We start from the raw sequence: 20,693 nt of genomic DNA, 5'->3' as shown, positions 1-20,693 counted from the left end.
TTTTATCAAGTTAAAAAAATAAAAAATGGATAAAAAAACAGCGCTGTATAATAAGCACGTTTCTTTAGGAGCTAAAATGGTTCCTTTTGCAGGTTTCGAAATGCCTGTACAATATTCTGGCGTTACAGAAGAGCATTTTGCTGTACGCGAAAAAGTAGGAATTTTTGATGTTTCACACATGGGACAGTTTTATGTAGAAGGTCCAGAAGCTAAAAACTTACTCCAATTTATCACTTCTAACAATGTAGAAAAACTGACTAACGGACAAGCACAATATTCTTGTCTACCGAATGGAAAAGGCGGAATAGTAGACGATTTAATCGTTTATAAAATGAATGACGAAAAGTATTTTGTAGTGGTTAACGCTTCTAACATCGAAAAAGATTGGAATCATTTTTCTCATTATAATGAAAAATTCGGGGCTCAATTAAGCAATATTTCAGATGAAACTTCTCTTATCGCGATTCAAGGTCCAAAAGCTGTAGAAACCCTTCAAAAACTTACCGATACCAATCTTTCTGAAATTCCTTATTACCATTTTACGGTGGGAACTGTTGCTGGCGTAGAAAACGTAATTATTTCTAATACCGGTTATACAGGAAGTGGCGGTTTTGAAATTTATTTTGGAAACGAAAATGCAGAAAAACTTTGGGATGAATTGACAGAAGCAGGGGAAGAATTCGGACTTATTCCTTGTGGTTTGGCTTCTAGAGATACTTTGAGACTAGAGAAAGGTTTCTGTTTATACGGAAATGATATTGATGATACCACTTCTCCATTAGAAGCTGGATTAGGGTGGATTACTAAATTCGACAAAGAATTTGTAGATAAAGAATTTCTTTTAAAACAAAAAGAAGAAGGCATTTCTAGAAAATTAGTAGGTTTTGAAATGCAAGAAAAAGCCATTCCTAGACATGATTACTTGGTGGTAGATGCAGAAGGAAATGAAATCGGAAAAGTAACTTCTGGAACCATGAGTCCTTTGAAAAAAGTGGGAATTGGTCTTGCTTATGTAGCTAAACCCTACTTCAAATTAGATTCTGAAATCTTTATTCAAATCAGAAATAAAAATATTCCTGCTAAAGTGGTAAAATTACCATTTGTATAAGGAAGTTTCTATAACATACTCAAAAAGCAGTTCTCACCGAACTGCTTTTTTATTTTAATTTTTCTCTTAAAAGTTCAATATTTTTCTTGTCACTTCCTATAAAAATCTCTTGATTGATGATAAAAACGGGGCGTTTTAGAAAACGATAATCCTCTAAAATCAATTTTTTAAAATCCTCTTCTTGTAAAGATTTCACGTCTATATTTCGTTCCTTGATTTGAGTAGATTTTTTGCTGAAAAGCGCTTCATAAGAATTGGACAAGTCATACATTTTTTGCAATTCTTCCTCAGAAACAGCTTTTGATTTGATTTCTCTTTGTTCAAAATCAGTTAAGTCAAATTCAGACATGATTCTTTTGCAAGTACTGCAAGTCTTTAAAAAATATACTTTTTTCATCTTTCAAAAATAAGATTAATCTCTATATTTCAAAAATTATTGAATATCTTTATTCAAATTTTAGAGCAAATGAGCAACAAGACTATTTTTCAGTTTATTTCTGAGCCAGGAGATGTAAATTATGGCGGAAATGTACATGGTGGAAGCGTAATGAAATGGATAGACCAAGCTGGTTATGCATGCGCAAGTTCTTGGAGTTCTAGCTATTGTGTCACGGTTTATGTAGGTGGGATCAGGTTCTTTTCGCCTATAAAAATTGGTCACATTGTAAAAGTAGAAGCCGAAGTAATTTACACCGGCAAAAGCAGTATGCACATTGCCATCAATGTATTTTCTAGAAATATAAAACGCAAAGAATTTGAGAAAAAAACGCACTGCATCATTGTTTTTGTGGCAGTAGATGACGAAGGAAACACCATAGAAGTTCCCAAATTCATCCCCGAAACTGAACAGGAAAAACAAATGGAACAATACGCCATCAAATTGATGGATCTGAGGAAACAAATCGAAGACGAAATGAAACCGTTCTTATAAGTTTTTAGAATATAATCAATAAAAAAATCCACACAATTTAGTGTGGATTTTTTATTAAGTTCTGGTTTTGATAGAAGTGTTTGCACTTTCTACCTCTTTCATGGTTTTGAGTTTACTGTTTCCAAAATTATAAGTAATTCCCAATGTGACTTGTCTTTTAAAAATATTATTGTTTACATTGTTATAATAACCATTTTTTTGAGTTTCTTTGAAACTAAGCCTAAACGTATCAAAAACATCATCTACTTGTAAAGAAAAAGTCCATTTTGGAGTTGTTTTTTTAATACCTAAATCTAAACTTGTTAGCGTATCCATAATTCCTACTTCTATGTTCTGCGGTGCTTGATAGAAATAATTGGCGGTAAGATACCAATCTTTTTTACTAGAAAGCCTAATCGTGTTATTTATCTGAACGGAAAACGATACCCCATTTCTATCTACTACATACGTTGGATAAATTTCTTTACTCACTGGGTCTTGGCTAATACTTCCTCTAAAAACATTATATCCAAAGTTAGTAGAATAATTTACATTCCAAATTCCCTTGTAAAAAGCTTTTCGAAGACCTAAAGAAACATTTACACTTTGCTGAAAGCCATAATTAGTTCTTATATATCCTATTTTAGTAACTTCTGAAGTATTATTTCCATCATTAATTGTTACAATTTTTTGAAGCGGAACTTGTGTAGAAGCATCTTGAATATAATTATGTGAAAGCACTATAAAATAGGAATTCTTATACATATAATTCAACTCTTGAATATATGAGGTAAAAGCTTTAGCAAAAGGATTATTCTGCACATAATTATAAGAAGTAAGATAAATAGTCGCAGGGTTAAGCTCCCAAAAAGTAGGCCTTCCTATTCTACTCGAAAATGCATAAGTTAAGTTATGGTCTTTATTAATATTATAATTTAAATTGAGATAAGGCAAGAAATTATTATTATTTCTGGTAAAATCATAACCTGTTTTATTTAAAACCTTACCATCTGCATAAGTTCCTTCAAAACGAACGCCTAGTTTTCCACTTATTTTTTCCGAAAATTGATTCTCATAAGTAATATACATTCCTAAAATATTTTCATTATACTGAAAATGATTGGTTTGTCTTTCATCTAGTTCTTGAACTGGATAAATGTTTGTAAAAAGTGTATTGTTATCTGTTTGAGTAAAATTATAGTTAAGCCCAGTAGAAAAACTTTGTTTATCTGATATTTTCTTAACAAAATCTACTTGAGTGGCATAGTTGTAAATTTTCTGAGGAATATTTTGATGGTCGGCTGCTTCTTTTTCAATATTTTCTCTTGAATTATTAGATAAGTAAGAACTATAATTTTTGTCTTCATTTCTTTTATAGTATAGAAAAGCAGAATTGATATTCATAGAAGAACCTTTATCATCTGTAAGCCATAGATAATTGAGATTTAAAGAATGATTTCTGGAAGAATCTTCAGAGTTATTCAGCGTGTTAAAATATGAGGTAGAATTTCCGAAAATTCTAGTGTTAAAAAGATTAGACTTTGCCTCACCTTTCATGTTCATTGTATTATAACCGAAAGAAAGCGTATTCTTATCATTAATCTCATATTCCATATTCAGATAACCACCTAAAGCATTTCTAAGGGTATTTACATAACCTTCGGAAGATGTTTTATTGGTTCCGCTGGAACCATTTTCAAGATTGTAAAACTGAGCTCTACCCCTATAAGATGAATATAAATTGGTATCCATATAAAATTTATCACTTCTGTACCTTACATTTGCTGCTAGTGAAGGAGAATTAAAAAAACCTTGCGTATCTGTAAATTTCACACTCCCAGAAGTTCCATCATCTGGCTTTTTCTTCAAAATGATATTAATTACTCCATCATTTCCTTCTACATTAAATTCACTTCCCGGAACAGTAATTACTTCGATTTTAGAAATATTTTCTGCTGGCATTCCCTTTAGCATTTCTATTACAGCTTCAATATTCATGGTTGATTTTCGCCCGTTGATATAGATTACGGCATTACTTTTCCCTAAAATTTTCAGACTACTTTCGTCTGAACTACTGCTTACCATAGGTGTTTCTAAAAGAACATTATACGCAGTGCTTCCTTTAGCTATTGGAGAATTGGCAACATCAAAAACAGTTCTATCACTTTTCTTGCTGATAGCTTTTTTAATAATATTTACCGCCTGAATATTTTTTGAAGTAATAGAATCATTTTCGGATTTTTGCGCCCAAATTATATTCGTAGATAAAAATATAATAGGCATTAATAATTTTTTCATAAGTATTTGGTATTTTTTATAACTAAATAATTAGTGATAAAAACATTATACTTGTTACAAAATTTTTAGAAAAAGAATTAAAAAACTGATTTTCAACAAAATAATTTTATAAATCTTAATAATTACTCATAAAAAAAAATCCTTTCAAAAATTTGAAAGGAGTTTTAATTTATTGTTTTGAAGAGTAATTATCTTGCGATATTTACGGCTCTAGTTTCTCTAATTACCGTCACTTTTACTTGACCAGGGTAAGTTAACTCATTCTGAATTTTTTCAGAAATATCATAAGAAAGTTGATGAGCCACTTCGTCTGTTACTTTTGCAGACTCTACCATCACTCTCAATTCTCTACCTGCTTGAATCGCAAATGCACTAGAAACTCCATCAAAGCTTAATGCAGCAGCTTCTAAGTCTTTTAATCTTTGAATATAAGATTCTAAAACTTGTCTTCTAGCTCCTGGTCTTGCTCCAGAAATTGCATCCGCTACTTGAATTATTGGTGATAATAAAGAAGTCATTTCTACCTCGTCATGGTGCGCTCCAATCGCATTTACTACTTCTGGATTTTCTCCAAATTTCTCTGCCCATTGCATTCCTAAAAGTGCGTGAGGAAGTTCTGATTCTTGCTCTGGAACTTTACCAATATCGTGTAACAAACCAGCTCTTTTTGCTAATTTTACATTTAAGCCTAATTCAGCAGCCATAGTTGCAGCGATATTTGCCACTTCTCTAGAGTGCTGTAGTAAGTTTTGACCATAAGAAGAACGGAATTTCATTCTACCTACGATTTTAACCAATTCTGGATGTAAACCGTGAATTCCTAAATCAATGATGGTTCTTTTCCCCACTTCTATGATTTCTTCTTCTATTTGTTTACGCGTTTTTTCTACTACTTCTTCTATTCTCGCTGGGTGAATTCTACCGTCTGTTACCAATCTGTGAAGTGATAATCTAGCCACTTCTCTTCTTACTGGATCAAAACAAGAAAGCAAAATAGCTTCTGGAGTATCATCTACAATGATTTCTACACCTGTTGCAGCTTCTAACGCTCTGATGTTTCTACCTTCTCTACCGATGATTCTACCTTTCACCTCATCAGATTCTATATTAAATACAGACACTGAATTTTCTACTGCTTGTTCTGTACCAATTCTCTGAATGGTTTGAATCACAATTTTTCTTGCCTCATTTTTAGCGTTTAATTGCGCTTCTTCCATGATAGATTGAACGTGAGCCTGAGCTTTGGTTTTCGCTTCGGCTTTCATAGACTCTACGAGTTCTGCTTTTGCTTCTTCTGCCGAATAGTTAGAAATTTTTTCTAACATTTCTACTTTTTGAGCAATCGCAACGTCTAATTCTTGTTGTTTTTTCTGTACGATTTCGTGTTTTTTATCGTACTCTGCTTTTTGTCTTTCTAAATCTTTTTCTAGTTTTCCTGTTTTAGAAAGTTCGTCATTTAGTTTTTGTTCTTTGTCTCTAATTCTTTTCTCAGCTTCTTGCATTTTTTTCTCACGACTGTTAATGTTTTCGTCATGCTGAGATTTGAGTTCTAAGAATTTTACTTTTGCTTGAGCTTCTTTTTCTTTTTTAATAGCTTCAGCCTTTACATTCGCGTTTTCTATAATGTTTTCGGCGCTTTTTTTAGCGTCTTTTACTATGAATTTAGCTTTAGAGTTGAGTGAACTTTTTGCGAACAATGTTCCTACAACTAATCCTAAAATCAAGCAAACAGCACCGATAATAATAGCGGTTAGTGTCATATATGTTGAGTTTTAATTGTCAATTACTTAATTTTCAAAAATAAAAAAACCTACAACAGTTCAGTGATATAGAGTAAACTCCTAATCAACACGATTTGAACTGTTTTCTATGCTCTGTAATCTGCGTAAAGCAGCACGCCATTGCAAAGACATTCGTTCGGTAATTGTTTAGCGTTGAGTTTACCTGTAATGTGTTAGAACTATTGTAGGCAAGTTTTTATAGAAAAGTTTTTACTTTTCTAATTCGTCTAATTGCTGATTAATTTGCATTAATCTATCATTAGCATTTTTTATAATTTTTTCTGAGTTAAGTTGATGAACTTCTGCGTTAGCTCCTAATTTTAGTGCGCACATTGCGAGTGCATCTTGTTTATCCTTAACATCAAAATTAGCTTCAAATTCTCTAATCATTCCTTCTATCTGTTTCCCTACTCTACGAAGTGTTTCTTCTTCGGCAGCAGGAACATTAAGAGGATAATTTCTTCCGGCAATGTTTATGGTAATTCTTCTTACTTCCATTACAAGCCACTATTTTGAAGTTGTGCAATACAAGCATCTATTTCTTTGACCAATCTATTGATATGATTTTTCATCAATCGATTGTGGTCTGGATTGCCAGATATTGCTGAGATTAATTTTATTTTTTTTTGCTCTTCTGTTAACTCCTGATTTCTCTTATGCTCTTCTTCATATTTAACTTTCAGATTCTCAAAGTCTTCTGAGAGAATAGCATGCTTTTCTAAAAGATTTTGATAACTTTTATTCATCTCAAAAATCTTTTTTTCAAGTAAAGAAAAATTATTCTCTAATTCTTTAAGCATTTCAGGTGTTAGTTCTAACTTATGCAAAAATATAAAAAAAATAATCAGTTAAACAGAAATTTAATAATAATTTAAAGCAAAACTTTAAATAAAAAAAGAAGACTCCTTAGAATCTTCTTTAAATCAAATATTTAGAAAAATTTTTCTTATTCAAATTTCAATACAAACATGAAAGCTCTGGTTTGCATCGTAGAGATTGCTGCCGTCCAATAAGGTGGCGTTCCAGCGTTATCTGCTACAATTTCGTTATTAAAGGCAAAGGTTCCTCTAAAAGCTGGAGTTAACTTAAATCTTGAGAAATAAAACTGGATTCCTGCTTCTGCGCTCCATGCAAAATTATGGGTTGTACTTCTGAAAACCCCTTGTTGATTGTCATCTGTAGCACTAGAATTAGACTGTAAGTTCAACATATAATTAAGTCCAGCTGCTGCATAAGGTCTAGAATTATACCATCTGTCTGCGTGAATTTCTAGCATAATCGGGATGTCTACATACGTAGATTTCACTCTTCTTACCATATCTGCCTCAGTAAGCGTTTTTGGTGTAAAAGGATTACTAGCATCTGCAGCGTATTGGTCGTTTGATTGTGTATTAAAAGTAAGTTCTCTTTCTACAAATTGTAAACCTGGCTCTATTCTTAAATCAAAGTTGTCATTCAATCTCATTCTCCCAATCAAACCAGCTCCAAAACTGTAAGTGGGTTTGGTTTGGACAAGATTTACTTTGTCTTCCATTCCATATTTTGGGTCTAGAACGAGTTTATAATCAAATTGGTTAAGATTTAAATAAAAACCATAACTGTATTGATAAGAATCTTGCTCTTGTCTTCTATCTTGTCTATCTCGGTTTCTAAATTGAGCTTGAGTAAACAAAAACATTCCTAAAAAAAGGAGCGAGAATGTTTTGATTAACGTTTTTTTCATGGGTGATTATTTGGTCGCTTTATAAATGGTAGCTATCCCTAAACTTAGTTTTTTATATTCTACTTTGCTGTATCCCGTGTCTAGTAAAATTTGTTTCATTTTTTCACCAAAAGGAAAAGCATTTACAGAATCTGGCAAATACGTATATGCTCTATTATCTTTAGAAACTAACTTACCGATTTGCGGTAAAATATTTTTGAAATAAAACATATAAAATGGCGCTAAAAACCCTTCTACTTTTGAAAATTCTAAAATGTAAACACTTGAATTTTCTTTTACTACTCTTCTTAGCTCGGCTAAACCTTTTTCTAAATTTTCAAAATTTCTTACTCCAAATGCAACGGAAACTGCATCGAATTTATTATCCTCAAAAGGAAGATTTTCTGCATCTCCTTTTAGCATTGATATTTTTTGGTCTAGATTAATCTTCTTAATTTTATCAATTCCTACATTTAGCATTTGTTGAGAAAGGTCTAAACCTACTACTTCTGCTCCAGTTCCTTTTTGTACCGCAATGGCAAGATCACCTGTTCCTGTTGCTACGTCTAAAACGAGTTTTGGCGCATCTTTATTCATCCATTTTACTAAAGTATTTCTCCAAAGTACATCTATTTTCATCGATAAAACATGATTTAATAAATCATATTTTGGAGCGATGTTATCAAACATATCTTCTACTTCAGTTTTTTTACTTTGATCGGTATTGTATGGTTTTACTTGCATGTATTTATGTAATAAGTATTGAGTAATATTTTTAGCTAAATTTTTTCTGGGTGTTTTATTGATAATTCTCTTTGTAGAAAAGTTTAAAATCTTCTTTTCTATAAATCTTAGTTCTAGATTCTACTTTATCAATATTTTTAATGACTTTATCATAATCTTCGTCTACATTATAATAAAAGTCTTCTATATATAATTTTTTATGCTTTGTAACATGTCCAGGAAGTTTTACGCCGTCCATTTCAAAAGTACTCGCCATCAATAGGGAATCTTTATTCGGAATATAGCCATAAAACTGACGGTGTACAAAATATTCTTCTCCGGCAATATTCAATAAACCTCTGTATTGTGAAACATTAAAAGCAGAATCAAAAAGAAGCTTCTTTTTATTATCGAAAACCTTAATGCTGTTTTGTTTCCCTCTGTTAAGGTCTACTTTTACAAACTGACCAGAAGTAATGATTTTTTCTTCGCCGTTATTAATCTTAAAATAAAAGGTTTTAGTAGTAGGATTATCTACTAAATATTCATTTTTCTTTGCTAAAAATAAATAATAAATTCCGAAGGCAATTAGCATTACACTTGCCGAGACAATAAGCCCAATAAGAGGAGCATTTTTTTTCATATTTAAAAAAATATTGAGAATTGCAAAGTTAATAATTATTTTCTATGCGTTTGTTATGATTTAATTTATAAATTTGCTCCTTAATTATAAATGTATATAGAAATTATGCCAAGTTCAGTAATTGTAGGTTCAGGTAGTTGCATTCCAGAAAGAGTAATTGATGGCTCTCATTTTATCAACTCTAAGTTTTATACAGACGCAGGAGATTTTATTGATAAACCCAATGAAGAAATTATTAAAAAATTTGTAGACATCACAGAAATTGAGGAAAGAAGATATCTGAGAAATGACCAATTTAATTCTGACCTTGGTGTACAAGCTGCTAAAGAAGCCATTTATGACGCTAAAATAGAAAAAGAAGACCTCGATTATATCATTTTCGCGAGTAATTTTGGAGAAGTTTCAGCTAACGGAATGGCGAATTTCATGCCGAATATGGCGGCAAGAGTAAAACACAAATTGGGCATTAAGAACAGAAAATGCATCACTTATGATATGATTTTCGGTTGTCCAGGTTGGGTAGAAGCTATGATTTTAGCAGATGATTTAATTAAACTAGGAAAAGCAAAAACTGTTTTGGTAATTGGTGGTGAAACATTAAGTCGTGTAACTGACCCATTTGACAGAAATAAAATGATTTTTGCAGATGGAGCTGGAGCCGTAGTTTTACAAAAATCTGAACAAGAAAACGTGGGAATTATTGCTACCAATACCGTTTGTGATAATGCAGAAGAACTTTTGTATTTAGAAAATTCTCATTCGCTTAATCCAGAAGCAGACCAAGAAAAAATGTATATCAGAATGCATGGTCGTAAAATTTACGAATATGCCCTTAAAAATGTTCCTGCTGCGGTAAAAGAAACAATGGATAGCGCAGAAATTGGCATAGAAGACATTGATAAAATCTTAATGCACCAAGCCAATGCAAAAATGGATCACGCTATGGTTTCTAGATTGTATAAATTATACGGAAAATCAGAATATGACGAAAATGTGTCACCTATGACCATTCAATATTTAGGAAATTCTTCAGTAGCGACTATTCCTACTATGTTTGATTTAATTGCAAAAGGAGAAATGAAAGGTCATTCTTTCAAAAAAGGTGGTTACGTAGTAATGGGTTCTGTAGGTGCCGGAATGAACATCAACTGTATTGTTTACAAGATGCCTTAATCAGAATTTTGAAACAAAATATACAAAACTTCGACTACTTAACTTGTCGGAGTTTTTTTATGAAAAATTATTTATGAAAACAAATTTTATAATATTACTCGCTGTATTTTTCATCATCGAAATATATGTCTATCAAGCGATTAGAAATATCACCACCAATAATTACATTAGAATTGGATATTGGGTTTTTACGCTTTTGGCTTATGGAATCATCTTATTTTGGATTTTAACATTTAATAGAGCTTCCAGAGACCATCAACAAATTCAATTAATGGTTTCTGCGGTCATGATTTTCGTTTTCCCGAAATTATTGTCTGTAATATTTTTATTGATTGGAGATTTTACCAGATTTGTAGAATTTGGTTTTAAATATTTCACCGCTAATGAAAACTATTTCCCAGAACGCAGAAAATTTATTTCTAATACTGCTCTTGCTGCTGCTGGAATTTTCTCAGCATTGGCAATAGATGGCATAATTTTCGGAAAATACAGACACACGGTAAGAAAAGTAAAATTGAGATTTAAAAACCTCCCTGAAAATTTTAAAGGTTATAAAATTGTTCAAATCTCGGATGTTCACAGTGGAAGTTTTTTCAATCCTCAAAAATTACAAAAAGCGATTGACCTGATTAATGAACAAGATGCAGATGTGGTTTTATTCACCGGTGATATGGTGAATAATTATGCAGATGAATTCAAACCATTTATTCCACTTTTTAAAAGCATTAAAGCCAAAGACGGCAAATTTTCTATCTTAGGAAATCATGATTATGGCGATTATGGCGCTTGGAATTCTCGAGAAGAAAAGGCGCAAAACATCCCAACTTTGAAAAACTATCAAGCCGAAGCTGGTTTTAAAATGCTGCGCAATGAAAATATTGCTTTAGAAAAAAATGGAGAGAAAATTTATCTTTTGGGAGTAGAAAATTGGGGAATCAAACCTTTTCCACAATATGGTGATTTAGACAAAGCTTTGAAGGGCGTTCCTGAAGATGCGATTAAAGTTTTGATGAGCCATGACCCAACTCACTTTGACGAAGTGGTAAAAAAACATAAAACCAATGTTCACCTAACCCTTTCTGGTCATACTCACGGAATGCAATTTGGTTTAGATTTGAAAAACATCAAATGGTCACCAGTAAAATTCAAATACAAAAAATGGGCTGATTTATATGAATCAGAAGGAAAATATCTCTATGTAAACAGAGGTTTCGGCGTTATTGCCTATCCTGGAAGAGTGGGCATCAACCCAGAAATTACCGTTATAGAATTGGTATAATTTATTTTGAAACGCAAAGATTTATCTATCCATTGTTTTTTTTAAGAAAGCAAAGAAGCGAATAAATTCGCATAAAGCTCTCGCTTATTCAATTCGCTAAAGCGAATGATTTATTTGCTTACTTATTCAGTATAAAAAGAGTATAAATCTTTGCGTTTTATTTTTTCAATCGAATTTTAGAAAAAGAAATCCTTCATTCTGGTAATAGCCAAATCATTTTCTTCTACAAATTTTAGAAAACGATCAAGTTTTTCTTCCATTTGTACGCCAAGATTGTATTTTCTGTAAAAAGACAATCCAAACTTTTTATCATTGAGTTCTACAAACTGCCAAGAATTAAGATAAATCATCACATATTCTTCTTTTTGCAACGTTTCAGTCACCATATTTTGATAAAATTTCATGGGAATCATCTGAAACGTAAAATCATTATACGGAAGTCTAGAATACGGGGAAACACTTTCTGGAATCACCATAATTTCATGTTCTTCGTATGCAATTTTTCTTTCTAAAGCATTTTTGAAAAAGAAAATATTAGAAAAATCTAGCGGTGAACGATAAATAAATTGCATGGCTTTCAGTTTTTCAGAACTTAGCCTTTTTTCGGGAAACTGTCTCATTCCTCTGATGGTTTTTCCGGTCAGTTCTTCTAAGAAATCTTTAGCCGTTTCTATTTCTTTTTGATAAGAATATTTATTGAGCAAGCCCAATTCATGACCTTTTTTAGTAATGGTTTTTAAAAGTTCGGGTAACTTTTCCACCAGAGAAATTTCTACAAAAAAAGTAGTGTGAACTTGATATTTTTCTAGAATTTCCAGAATTTTCTTTGTTCCATCTGTTGTAATCTTTAATAGTTCCTCTTCAGCAACTATTTTTTGATAAGAAACTGGAATTTCGGGAGCGATGATGTTAAAAGTAAGTAAAACCATAACGTAAAAATAAAAAACTTTGTCTACAATCCGCAGACAAAGTTTAAAATTATTTTGTGGTGAAGAATTTAAGTTCTCTACAACTCTAGCATTCTAAAATCCTATCACTTGACTATTTTCCCAATTTCACTTTCAGGTTTTTAATCATATCCTTGGTCATTTCTGTAATGCCAAAATCATAGGTTAAACCCCAATCTTTTTTCGCCACAGAATCATCTATAGAAGCTGGCCAAGAATCCGCAATGGCTTGTCTGAAATCTGGCTCATAAGAAATTTCAAATTCTGGAATTTCTTTTTTAATTTCTGCTGCCAATTCTTTTGGTGTAAAACTCATTCCGCCCAAATTATACGAACTTCTTACCGTAAGATTTTCTGATGGCGCTTCCATGAGTTTTAGCGTTGCATTTATTGCATCATCCATGTACAACATTGGCATTGCTGTATTTTCAGAGATGAAAGATTTGTATTTTCCTTCTTCAATTGCTTCGTAGAAGATTTCTACTGCATAATCCGTAGTTCCACCACCTGCTGGAGTTTTCCAAGAAATTAAACCCGGATATCTGATACTTCTAATATCTACTCCGTATTTTTCATGGTAATATTCGCACCATTTTTCTCCTGCCATTTTAGAGATTCCGTAGACCGTTGTAGGATTTAGAACTACATCTTGCCCCACATTTTCCTTAGGAATTCCTTTCCCAAAAACCGCAATAGAACTTGGCCAAAACACTTTTTTAATCAAACCTTCTTTTGCCATATCTAATAAATTCAGTAGCGGCTCTACATTCAGTTTCCAAGCGAATTGTGGCTGTCTTTCTGAAGTTCCAGACAATAAAGAAGCCAAATGATAAACAGTAGTAATTTCGTAATCTTTACAAACTTGTCTTACCAATTGCGTGTTAGAAACGTCCATTCTCTCATAAAATCCCGCAGAAGTAAGCTTTTTGTCCCATCTATCAAGTCCAGAAGCAATCACATTTTCTGCGCCATGAATTTCCACTAATCTATTGGTCAGTTCGGTGCCTATTTGTCCTAAAGCACCAGTAATAAGAATTTTTTCCGTGTGCGTATCGGTTTCCATTTTTAAATTTTAGGATTTTCACAAATTTAGAAAAATTAAAGGGTTATTAAAAATATTATGCCTAAAATATTTTGGGTGCTAAATTTGACTTCGTCTAATCGGTTGTTATTATTTTTTATGGCGCCAAATTCCCGCCTTCCGTTCCCGCTTTTTTTATTTTTTCAACGCAAAATCCTTACTCAAAAAATAAAAAAGAGCTCCACTCAAGTTGGGGCGCAATTCGGGAATTGGTAGAAACTTTTCGCCAAAATTTAGGTTTTGAAAAAATAAAAAATTAAATTTGCTTGATTTAGAATTTTATGAAAATGAAAGAAGCAAAACCTTTTTTAAAATGGGCAGGAGGAAAAACTCAATTGATTAATGACATAAAAAAAGTATTACCAAAAGAGTTTACAAAATATAAGTTTAATTATATTGAACCTTTCGTTGGAAGTGGTGCGGTTTTATTTTGGATGCTAAATAATTTTCCAAAAATTGAAAAAGCTATAATTAATGACATAAATGCAGATTTAACAAACACCTATAAAGTAATTTCTCATTCTCCTTTTGAATTAATTTCAATTTTAAATCAATTTCAAAATGAATATCATTCTTTAGAAGATAATTCTGAAATAAAAAAAGAATACTATCTAGAAAAAAGAGAAAATTTTAATAGCAGAAAATTTTCTAATACAGAACAAGCAGCATTTTTTATTTTTTTAAATAGAACTTGTTTTAATGGTTTGTATAGAGTTAACAAAAATAATTTTTTTAATGTTCCCATTGGAAGCTATAAAAAACCCACAATTTGTGATGCTGAAAATATTTTGGCAGTAAGTGAATCATTAAAAAAAGTGGAAATTTTAACTGGAGATTATCAACAGACTTTAGATTTTGCTGAAAGACCTGCTCTATTTTATTTTGATCCTCCTTACAAACCTTTAAGCAAAACTTCAAGTTTTAATTCATATTCAAAAGATGATTTTAATGATGATGAACAAATTAGATTAAGAGATTTCTGTAAGAAATTAGATTCTTTAAATCATTATTGGATTTTAAGTAATTCTGATTTAAAAGGAAAAGATATTAATGACAATTTCTTTGATGATTTGTATTCTGATTTTAATATTCAACGAATTGAAGCAAAAAGAAGTATTAATGCAAATCCTGAAAAAAGAGGGAAATTAACTGAATTATTAATCACAAATAGAACAAACATAGAATATGTCGGAGCAATTTAAAATCTTCTTATCTCAACTTTCGGAAACAAATGCAACTTTAGATTATTTTACTGATTTTAAAAAAATAAAAAGTAATGTCAATAAAATTGCTATAAAATTGAACCAATTAAATTACTTGATTGGAAAAGAAGATTTGAATAAAGCTGTATATGAATTGTATGAAGAAAACCCTAAAGTTTTTGAAGTTTTAGACATTTTGATTGCAATCCGTAAAAACAAAAGAGCAAAAACATTCAATAATAAAGGAGAAATTATATTGCTTGATACATATTTTGAAACTCCTGAACTTGTTTTAGAATTTATTGAAGAAACAGGACTAGCAGAAGTTTTCAAAAATAAAGATATATCAAATCTTGTTGATTATGTTTTCGGAATTGAAGTTGGATTAGATACAAATGCAAGAAAAAATAGAGGTGGCGATAATATGTCAAAGGCTGTATCTCTAATTTTTAACAAAGCAGGAGTTTTCTACAAAAAGGAAGTAAACAATACTATTTTTCCAGAAATCATTAGTTTAGGTGCAGATGTAAAACGTTTTGATTTTGTCATTAAAACCAAAAAGAAAACCTATCTGATTGAAACCAATTATTATAATGGTGGTGGTTCAAAACTGAATGAAACAGCAAGAGCATATTCTGATGTTGCACCGAAAATCAATCAATATCCAAACTATGAATTTGTTTGGATAACTGATGGACAAGGTTGGTTTTCTGCCAAAAATAAATTAGAGGAAGCGTATAATATTATTCCTAGTTTATACAACTTGATAACACTTGAAGATTTTATTAAAAAAATTCAAGAAGAAGAAATATTAGAATTTTAACCAATGACAATTAGACCAGATAATTCTATTCCCTTAAATATTTATGTTGATAACATTAATAACCGAGTAGTTTTGAGAACCCACATTCTTAATCAATGGATAACAGAAAATCCTAACTCTAAATACAGATATTTTGTTGAAACTTTAGCAAATGGAAATAGAATATATCTTGAAAGACCAGGAAGATTAAACAAAGGGTGTGATTTCGTTATATTTATTGAAGAAAACCATATTACATTTAATAATGGTAATGACAAATCACCTAGACATGATTTTATAACTCAAGATTTGACGATTAAAAAGCAAAATTTAACTCACGTTGAATGGAATTTACTATTACAAGCTATACAGTCAATTTATAATTGTGAACCTTATCATACAGCTTTTGCTTTTTGTAATAATTTACCAATTTTAGGAGAAACATACGAGTTAGTACTTAAAACTTTAAGATGGTTATTTATTGAACAAGATGTTACATATTGGTCAGGACAAGGCAGAAATATGCTTTACACCCATATTATAAATTTGTAACTATGATTAAACCTTATTTCAAATCAGACGACAAAGATTTTTATCTTCTACACGGAGATACTATGAAATTTTTGTCTGAATTTGACCATAAGTTTGATATGGTTTTTGCAGATCCTCCTTATTTTCTTTCTAATAACGGCTTATCAATACAAAGTGGAGAAATTGTTTCTGTAAATAAAGGAAAATGGGACAAATCAGAAGGCTTTGACTTTATAAATGATTTTAATAGAAACTGGTTAAAATTAGTAAGAGAGAAATTAAAAGACAATGGTACAATTTGGATAAGCGGAACTTATCACAATATATTTTCAATTGGACAAATTCTACAAGAATTAAACTTTAAAATTCTAAATGTAATTACTTGGGAGAAAAACAACCCACCTCCAAATTTCTCTTGCAGATATTTTACTCATTCCTCAGAACTTATTATTTGGGCTAGAAAAGAAGAAAAAGTTCCTCATTATTACAACTATGAATTAATGAAAAGTTTAAATGATGGAAAACAAATGAAAGATGTATGGAAACTTCCCGCAATTGCTCGTTGGGAAAAATCTTGTGGAAAACATCCAACACAAAAACCATTATCTGTTCTCACAAGAATAATACTTGCATCTACAAAACCAAAAGCTTGGATTTTAGATCCTTTTACAGGAAGTTCTACAACTGGAATTGCAGCAAATTTAATTAATAGAAGATTTTTAGGAATTGACCAAGAAATTGAATTTTTAGAATTAAGTAAAAACAGAAAATTAGAAATAGAAAATTCTGAAATAGCTCACAGATATAGAGAAAAATTAAATGGTTTTAATTCAAAAAAAGAATTAGAAAGTTATTTAATCAGAGAAGATATAGAAGAATATAAATCGGAACTAAAATTTATATAATGAAAAATCTACTTTTCCTTCTCCTCTTTTTAACGCAAACAGTTTCTGCTCAATTTACCAATATTAATATTGTAAAAGAAGTCAAGGCAAAAGAAAAAGGTTTGGTCGTTTCTGCGCATCCTCTCGCAAGTGAAGCAGGTGCTCAAATTCTAAAAAAGGGCGGAAATGCTTTTGATGCTGCGATTGCTACGCAATTTGCTTTGGCAGTTGTTTATCCACAAGCTGGAAATATTGGAGGTGGTGGATTTTTAGTAGGTTACACTAAAGATGGCGAAAAAATCTCATTGGATTATAGAGAAACTGCTCCTAAAAACGCTTCCAGAGATATGTATCTCGATGAAAAAGGAAAAGCCAATACTGATTTATCACAAAACGGAAGATTGGCAGTCGGTGTTCCTGGTTCGGTTTCTGGAATGTTTTACACGCATCAAAAATTCGGGAAATTGCCAATGTCAGTTTTAATTCAACCAGCAATAGATTTAGCACAAAAAGGGTTTGCCCTTACAGAAAGAGAAGCGAATTTACTTAATGACACCCGAGAAGATTTTCTAAAACACAATTCACATCCAACAGCTTTTACCAAAGAAATTCCTTGGAAGAAAGGAGATATTTTAGTTCAAAAAGAATTGGCTAAAACTTTAAAATTAATTCAAAAACAAGGTCAAAAAGCTTTCTATGAAGGTAAAAACGCTCAACTTTTAGTTGACGAAATGAAGCGAGGAAACGGAATTATTACCCTTGAAGACCTGAAAAATTATAAAACCAAAAAAAGAAAAGCATTACAATTCGATTATAAAAATCACGAAATTGTTTCGATGCCTCTTCCTTCGAGTGGTGGAATTCTTTTGGCTCAAATGCTTAAAATGAGCAGTTTTGAAAATTTAGAAAAATATCCACAAAACTCTCCAGAAGCAGTTCAAGTTATGGTAGAAGCAGAACGCAGAGCTTTTGCAGACCGTGCAGAATTTATGGGAGACCCAGATTTTATAGAAGACAAAACCGAAATGCTTATTTCTGAAGAATATTTAAAAAATCGTTGGAAAAATTTCAGTTTTGAAAAAGCTACTCCAAGTGCAGAAGTTGGGAAAATTATTGCCCAACCTCAAGAGTCTACAGAAACTACGCATATTTCTATTATTGATAAATTTGGAAATGCAGTTGCTGTTACGACTACTTTAAACGGTTTATACGGAAGCAAAGTTGTAGTAAAAGGTGGCGGTTATTTCTTGAATAATGAAATGGATGATTTTTCTGTAAAACCAGGCGTTCCGAATATGTTTGGAGCAGTAGGTGGTGAAGCCAATAAAATTGAACCCAATAAAAGAATGCTTTCATCAATGACACCAACCATCGTTTTGAAAAACGGAAAACCTTACATTGTGGTGGGAACTCCTGGTGGAACTACGATTCCTACTTCTGTATATCAAAGCATCGTGAATGTAATTGATTTCAAAATGACACCAAGTTCAGCGGTGAATTCTTCAAAATTTCATCAACAATGGTTGCCAGAAATGGTTTTTGTAGAGAAAAATTTTCCAGAAAACACTTTGAAAATTTTAGAACAAAAAAATTACAAATTCGAAAAACGCAGCGGAATTGGTAGAGTTGAAATGATTGTAATCGACGAAAATGGTAACGCAACCGCAGTTGCAGACAATCGTGGTGATGATTCTGTAGCGGTGGAATAATTATTTTCCCGCCAATTTCCTCAACATTCCATTGAAAATTAAACCGTGAAATGGCAAAACTGAATACCAATACAATCTTCCCGATAAACCTAAAGGACGAAAGGTTGCTTCTTGGTACAACTCTCCATTTTTAATATAAAATTCTAACCAAGCTTCGCCAGGAACTTTCATTTCGGCGAAGAGTAAAAGGCGTTTTTCTTCTTTATCGGCATATAAAACGCGCCAAAAATCTAGAGAATCTCCAGCTTCTAATTCGTTTTGGTTTCTTCTTCCTCTTCTCAATCCTACTCCACCCATTAATTTATCTAAAAAACCTCTTATTTTCCATAGAAAATTGGCATAATACCAGCCTGTTTTCCCACCAATACTGAAAACCCTTTCCATCGCCAATTCTTCATCATCTACTTTCATCTTTCTAAAATCGGTAAAACAACCTTTCTCTGGAACTTCTAAATACTGCCAAACATTTCGCTTGTGAAACTGATTGGTAAAAGAATCATACCAACTGCTCAACACATCATTTTGCTTGATTTTGTCAAAAGCCATGTTAATTGCTTCTTTGTAAGAGAACAAATGAATTCCTAAGTCCGAAGCCAAAGAATTTTGTCTTGCGATTACATCTATTTTCATACTGTCAACCAAATTCACCGCTAAAGAATACGTAGTAGAAGTGATGAAATACAACCAATACGAAGACAATTTCGGCGTCATTACAGGAACAGTGAAAATCCAACGTTTCAAACCTCTCACTTCTGCATATTGAAGGAGCATTTCTTTATAAGTAAGTACATCATCACTCGCAATATCGTAGTTTTGATTATAGGTTTTTTCTACACCGATAACTTTGGTTAAAAACTGAATTACATTACGAATCGCGATAGGTTGACATTTGGTTTTCAACCATTTTGGAGCAACCATAATTGGCAATTTTTCTACCAAATCTCTGATAATTTCAAAAGAAGCACTTCCTGAACCTACTATTATTCCAGCTCTGAGACAGGTTAAAGCATATTTTTGGCTTTTCAATGCTTGCTCTACATTTTTTCTGGATTGAAGATGTTTAGAAAGTTTTTCTTCATTGATAATGCCCGTCAAAAAAACGACTTGCTTCACTGCAGTTTTTTCTAATGCTTTTTTGAAATTTTCGGCAGAAATTCTCTCTTTTTCTAAAAAATCTCCATCGTTAGATGACATAGAATGCACCAGATAATAAGCAAAATCTATATCGTGAGGAATATTTTGTAAAGAATTCTCATCTAGAAAATCATTTTCTATGATTTGAATTTTCTCAAGATGATTTTGATAGAGTTTAAGACTTAATCTTTTTCGGTCTCTTACAGAACACACCACATGATGTCCTTCTTCTAACAACTGAATGAGAAGTCTTTTCCCGATATAACCTGTGGCTCCTGTAAGAAAAATTTTCATGATTTAAAGATTTTTTCTAAAATTTCGTAACGACTTTCAAAAATAAATTTCACTTTATTTTTCACATAAAAACCTGCCAATACATCACCTAATATTCCCATTGGTAATTTGAAATTGACAATATCCGTCATATTCACTTTTCCATCTTCTGTAGCTTCAAAATGGTGTTCGTGATGCCACATTGCATAAGGTCCAAAACGCTGTTCATCTACGAAAAACTTTCCGTCTTCAAAATGCGTAATTTCTGTAATCCAGTTGCTCTTCACCATTGGTAAAATTCCTATTTTATAGGTAATAATTTGACCAAGATACGTTTTATCTGGCGGATTATTGGTGATTTCGAATTGCATTTCTTTCGGCGTAATTCTGTCTAAATTATTAGGATGGGTGAAAAATTCCCAAGCTTTTTCTAGAGAAATAGGAAGAATCTGTTCCGAAGTTAAGGTATAAATTCCTGACTGCTTTTTTATATTGATTTTCATCTTTGAATTT

General features: G+C 31.7%; 21 protein-coding genes. 9 read left to right on the top strand and 12 right to left on the bottom strand.

The features are described from left to right. Positions 1-25 precede the first annotated feature (25 nt). A complete protein-coding gene (gene gcvT, locus ACT53I_RS03215; protein ID WP_476078405.1) occupies positions 26-1,108 on the top strand; it encodes a glycine cleavage system aminomethyltransferase GcvT in 1,083 nt (360 codons plus the stop codon). 49 nt (positions 1,109-1,157) lie between these two features. On the opposite strand, the gene ACT53I_RS03210 is transcribed toward gcvT, so the two are convergent. Further along, positions 1,158-1,505 carry an arsenate reductase family protein gene (locus ACT53I_RS03210; protein ID WP_476078404.1) on the bottom strand — a complete coding sequence of 116 codons (348 nt, stop codon included), beginning with the start codon at positions 1,503-1,505 and terminating at the stop codon, positions 1,158-1,160. A gap of 69 nt (positions 1,506-1,574) precedes the next feature. Here ACT53I_RS03210 and ACT53I_RS03205 point away from each other — a divergent pair, with 69 nt between their 5' ends. Further along, a complete protein-coding gene (locus ACT53I_RS03205; protein ID WP_104792787.1) occupies positions 1,575-2,039 on the top strand; it encodes an acyl-CoA thioesterase in 465 nt (154 codons plus the stop codon). 54 nt (positions 2,040-2,093) lie between these two features. Here ACT53I_RS03205 and ACT53I_RS03200 read toward each other — a convergent pair whose 3' ends face one another. From ACT53I_RS03200 to ACT53I_RS03170, 7 genes are all read right to left on the bottom strand, one after another. Further along, the gene (locus ACT53I_RS03200; protein ID WP_476078403.1) at positions 2,094-4,316 is read right to left on the bottom strand and encodes a TonB-dependent receptor domain-containing protein; all 2,223 of its coding nucleotides are present in this window, start codon (positions 4,314-4,316) and stop codon (positions 2,094-2,096) included. A 188-nt stretch (positions 4,317-4,504) separates the two neighbouring features. After that, on the bottom strand, positions 4,505-6,076 hold the full coding sequence (gene rny, locus ACT53I_RS03195; protein ID WP_371486366.1) for a ribonuclease Y: 1,572 nt from the start codon (positions 6,074-6,076) through the stop codon (positions 4,505-4,507). A 231-nt stretch (positions 6,077-6,307) separates the two neighbouring features. Next, complete coding sequence (locus tag ACT53I_RS03190; RefSeq protein ID WP_104792506.1) at positions 6,308-6,595, bottom strand: cell division protein ZapA; 288 nt, start codon at positions 6,593-6,595, stop codon at positions 6,308-6,310. Further along, positions 6,595-6,897 carry a hypothetical protein gene (locus tag ACT53I_RS03185; protein WP_069796602.1) on the bottom strand — a complete coding sequence of 101 codons (303 nt, stop codon included), beginning with the start codon at positions 6,895-6,897 and terminating at the stop codon, positions 6,595-6,597. Before ACT53I_RS03185 ends, ACT53I_RS03190 begins: the two co-directional genes overlap by 1 nt. Positions 6,898-7,043: 146 nt before the next feature. Continuing rightward, positions 7,044-7,820 (bottom strand): type IX secretion/gliding motility protein PorT/SprT, encoded by a 777-nt coding sequence (gene porT, locus ACT53I_RS03180; RefSeq protein ID WP_476078402.1) that lies wholly within the window; start codon positions 7,818-7,820, stop codon positions 7,044-7,046. A gap of 6 nt (positions 7,821-7,826) precedes the next feature. Beyond that, positions 7,827-8,543, bottom strand: coding sequence for a bifunctional demethylmenaquinone methyltransferase/2-methoxy-6-polyprenyl-1,4-benzoquinol methylase UbiE (gene ubiE, locus ACT53I_RS03175; RefSeq protein WP_476078401.1), 717 nt, complete (start codon positions 8,541-8,543; stop codon positions 7,827-7,829). A gap of 55 nt (positions 8,544-8,598) precedes the next feature. Then, complete coding sequence (locus tag ACT53I_RS03170; RefSeq protein WP_476078400.1) at positions 8,599-9,165, bottom strand: hypothetical protein; 567 nt, start codon at positions 9,163-9,165, stop codon at positions 8,599-8,601. 105 nt (positions 9,166-9,270) lie between these two features. Here ACT53I_RS03170 and ACT53I_RS03165 point away from each other — a divergent pair, with 105 nt between their 5' ends. Next, positions 9,271-10,338, top strand: coding sequence for a 3-oxoacyl-ACP synthase III family protein (locus ACT53I_RS03165; protein ID WP_476078399.1), 1,068 nt, complete (start codon positions 9,271-9,273; stop codon positions 10,336-10,338). 73 nt (positions 10,339-10,411) lie between these two features. Further along, a complete protein-coding gene (locus ACT53I_RS03160) occupies positions 10,412-11,617 on the top strand; it encodes a metallophosphoesterase (protein ID WP_476078398.1) in 1,206 nt (401 codons plus the stop codon). Positions 11,618-11,793: 176 nt separating this feature from the next. Here ACT53I_RS03160 and ACT53I_RS03155 read toward each other — a convergent pair whose 3' ends face one another. Both ACT53I_RS03155 and ACT53I_RS03150 read right to left on the bottom strand, forming a co-directional pair. Then, positions 11,794-12,546 carry a polysaccharide deacetylase family protein gene (locus ACT53I_RS03155; RefSeq protein ID WP_476078397.1) on the bottom strand — a complete coding sequence of 251 codons (753 nt, stop codon included), beginning with the start codon at positions 12,544-12,546 and terminating at the stop codon, positions 11,794-11,796. Between the two features lie 112 nt (positions 12,547-12,658). Further along, complete coding sequence (locus ACT53I_RS03150) at positions 12,659-13,627, bottom strand: NAD-dependent epimerase/dehydratase family protein (protein WP_476078396.1); 969 nt, start codon at positions 13,625-13,627, stop codon at positions 12,659-12,661. Between the two features lie 299 nt (positions 13,628-13,926). Between ACT53I_RS03150 and ACT53I_RS03145 the strand changes: the two genes are divergently transcribed. From ACT53I_RS03145 to ggt, 5 genes are read left to right on the top strand one after another with little or no spacing between them, the layout of a single operon-like run. After that, positions 13,927-14,847: a DNA adenine methylase gene (locus ACT53I_RS03145; protein ID WP_476078395.1), complete on the top strand. Its 921-nt coding sequence runs from the start codon at positions 13,927-13,929 to the stop codon at positions 14,845-14,847. Continuing rightward, positions 14,831-15,670 carry a type II restriction endonuclease gene (locus tag ACT53I_RS03140; RefSeq protein ID WP_476078394.1) on the top strand — a complete coding sequence of 280 codons (840 nt, stop codon included), beginning with the start codon at positions 14,831-14,833 and terminating at the stop codon, positions 15,668-15,670. The genes ACT53I_RS03145 and ACT53I_RS03140 overlap by 17 nt, the downstream gene beginning before the upstream one ends. A gap of 3 nt (positions 15,671-15,673) precedes the next feature. Beyond that, a complete protein-coding gene (locus ACT53I_RS03135) occupies positions 15,674-16,201 on the top strand; it encodes a hypothetical protein (RefSeq protein ID WP_476078392.1) in 528 nt (175 codons plus the stop codon). 2 nt (positions 16,202-16,203) lie between these two features. After that, positions 16,204-17,085: a DNA-methyltransferase gene (locus ACT53I_RS03130; RefSeq protein WP_476078391.1), complete on the top strand. Its 882-nt coding sequence runs from the start codon at positions 16,204-16,206 to the stop codon at positions 17,083-17,085. Then, on the top strand, positions 17,085-18,773 hold the full coding sequence (ggt, locus tag ACT53I_RS03125) for a gamma-glutamyltransferase (protein WP_476078390.1): 1,689 nt from the start codon (positions 17,085-17,087) through the stop codon (positions 18,771-18,773). Before ACT53I_RS03130 ends, ggt begins: the two co-directional genes overlap by 1 nt. Here the strand turns inward: ggt and ACT53I_RS03120 are convergent, their stop codons facing one another. Both ACT53I_RS03120 and ACT53I_RS03115 read right to left on the bottom strand, forming a co-directional pair. Beyond that, positions 18,774-20,201 (bottom strand): SDR family oxidoreductase, encoded by a 1,428-nt coding sequence (locus ACT53I_RS03120; protein WP_476078389.1) that lies wholly within the window; start codon positions 20,199-20,201, stop codon positions 18,774-18,776. Next, on the bottom strand, positions 20,198-20,683 hold the full coding sequence (locus ACT53I_RS03115) for an SRPBCC family protein (RefSeq protein WP_476078388.1): 486 nt from the start codon (positions 20,681-20,683) through the stop codon (positions 20,198-20,200). Before ACT53I_RS03115 ends, ACT53I_RS03120 begins: the two co-directional genes overlap by 4 nt. Positions 20,684-20,693: the final 10 nt, after the last annotated feature.

This window comes from Cloacibacterium sp. DMC96 (assembly GCF_056313765.1).
This window is presented reverse-complemented; position numbering and strand designations above follow the sequence as displayed.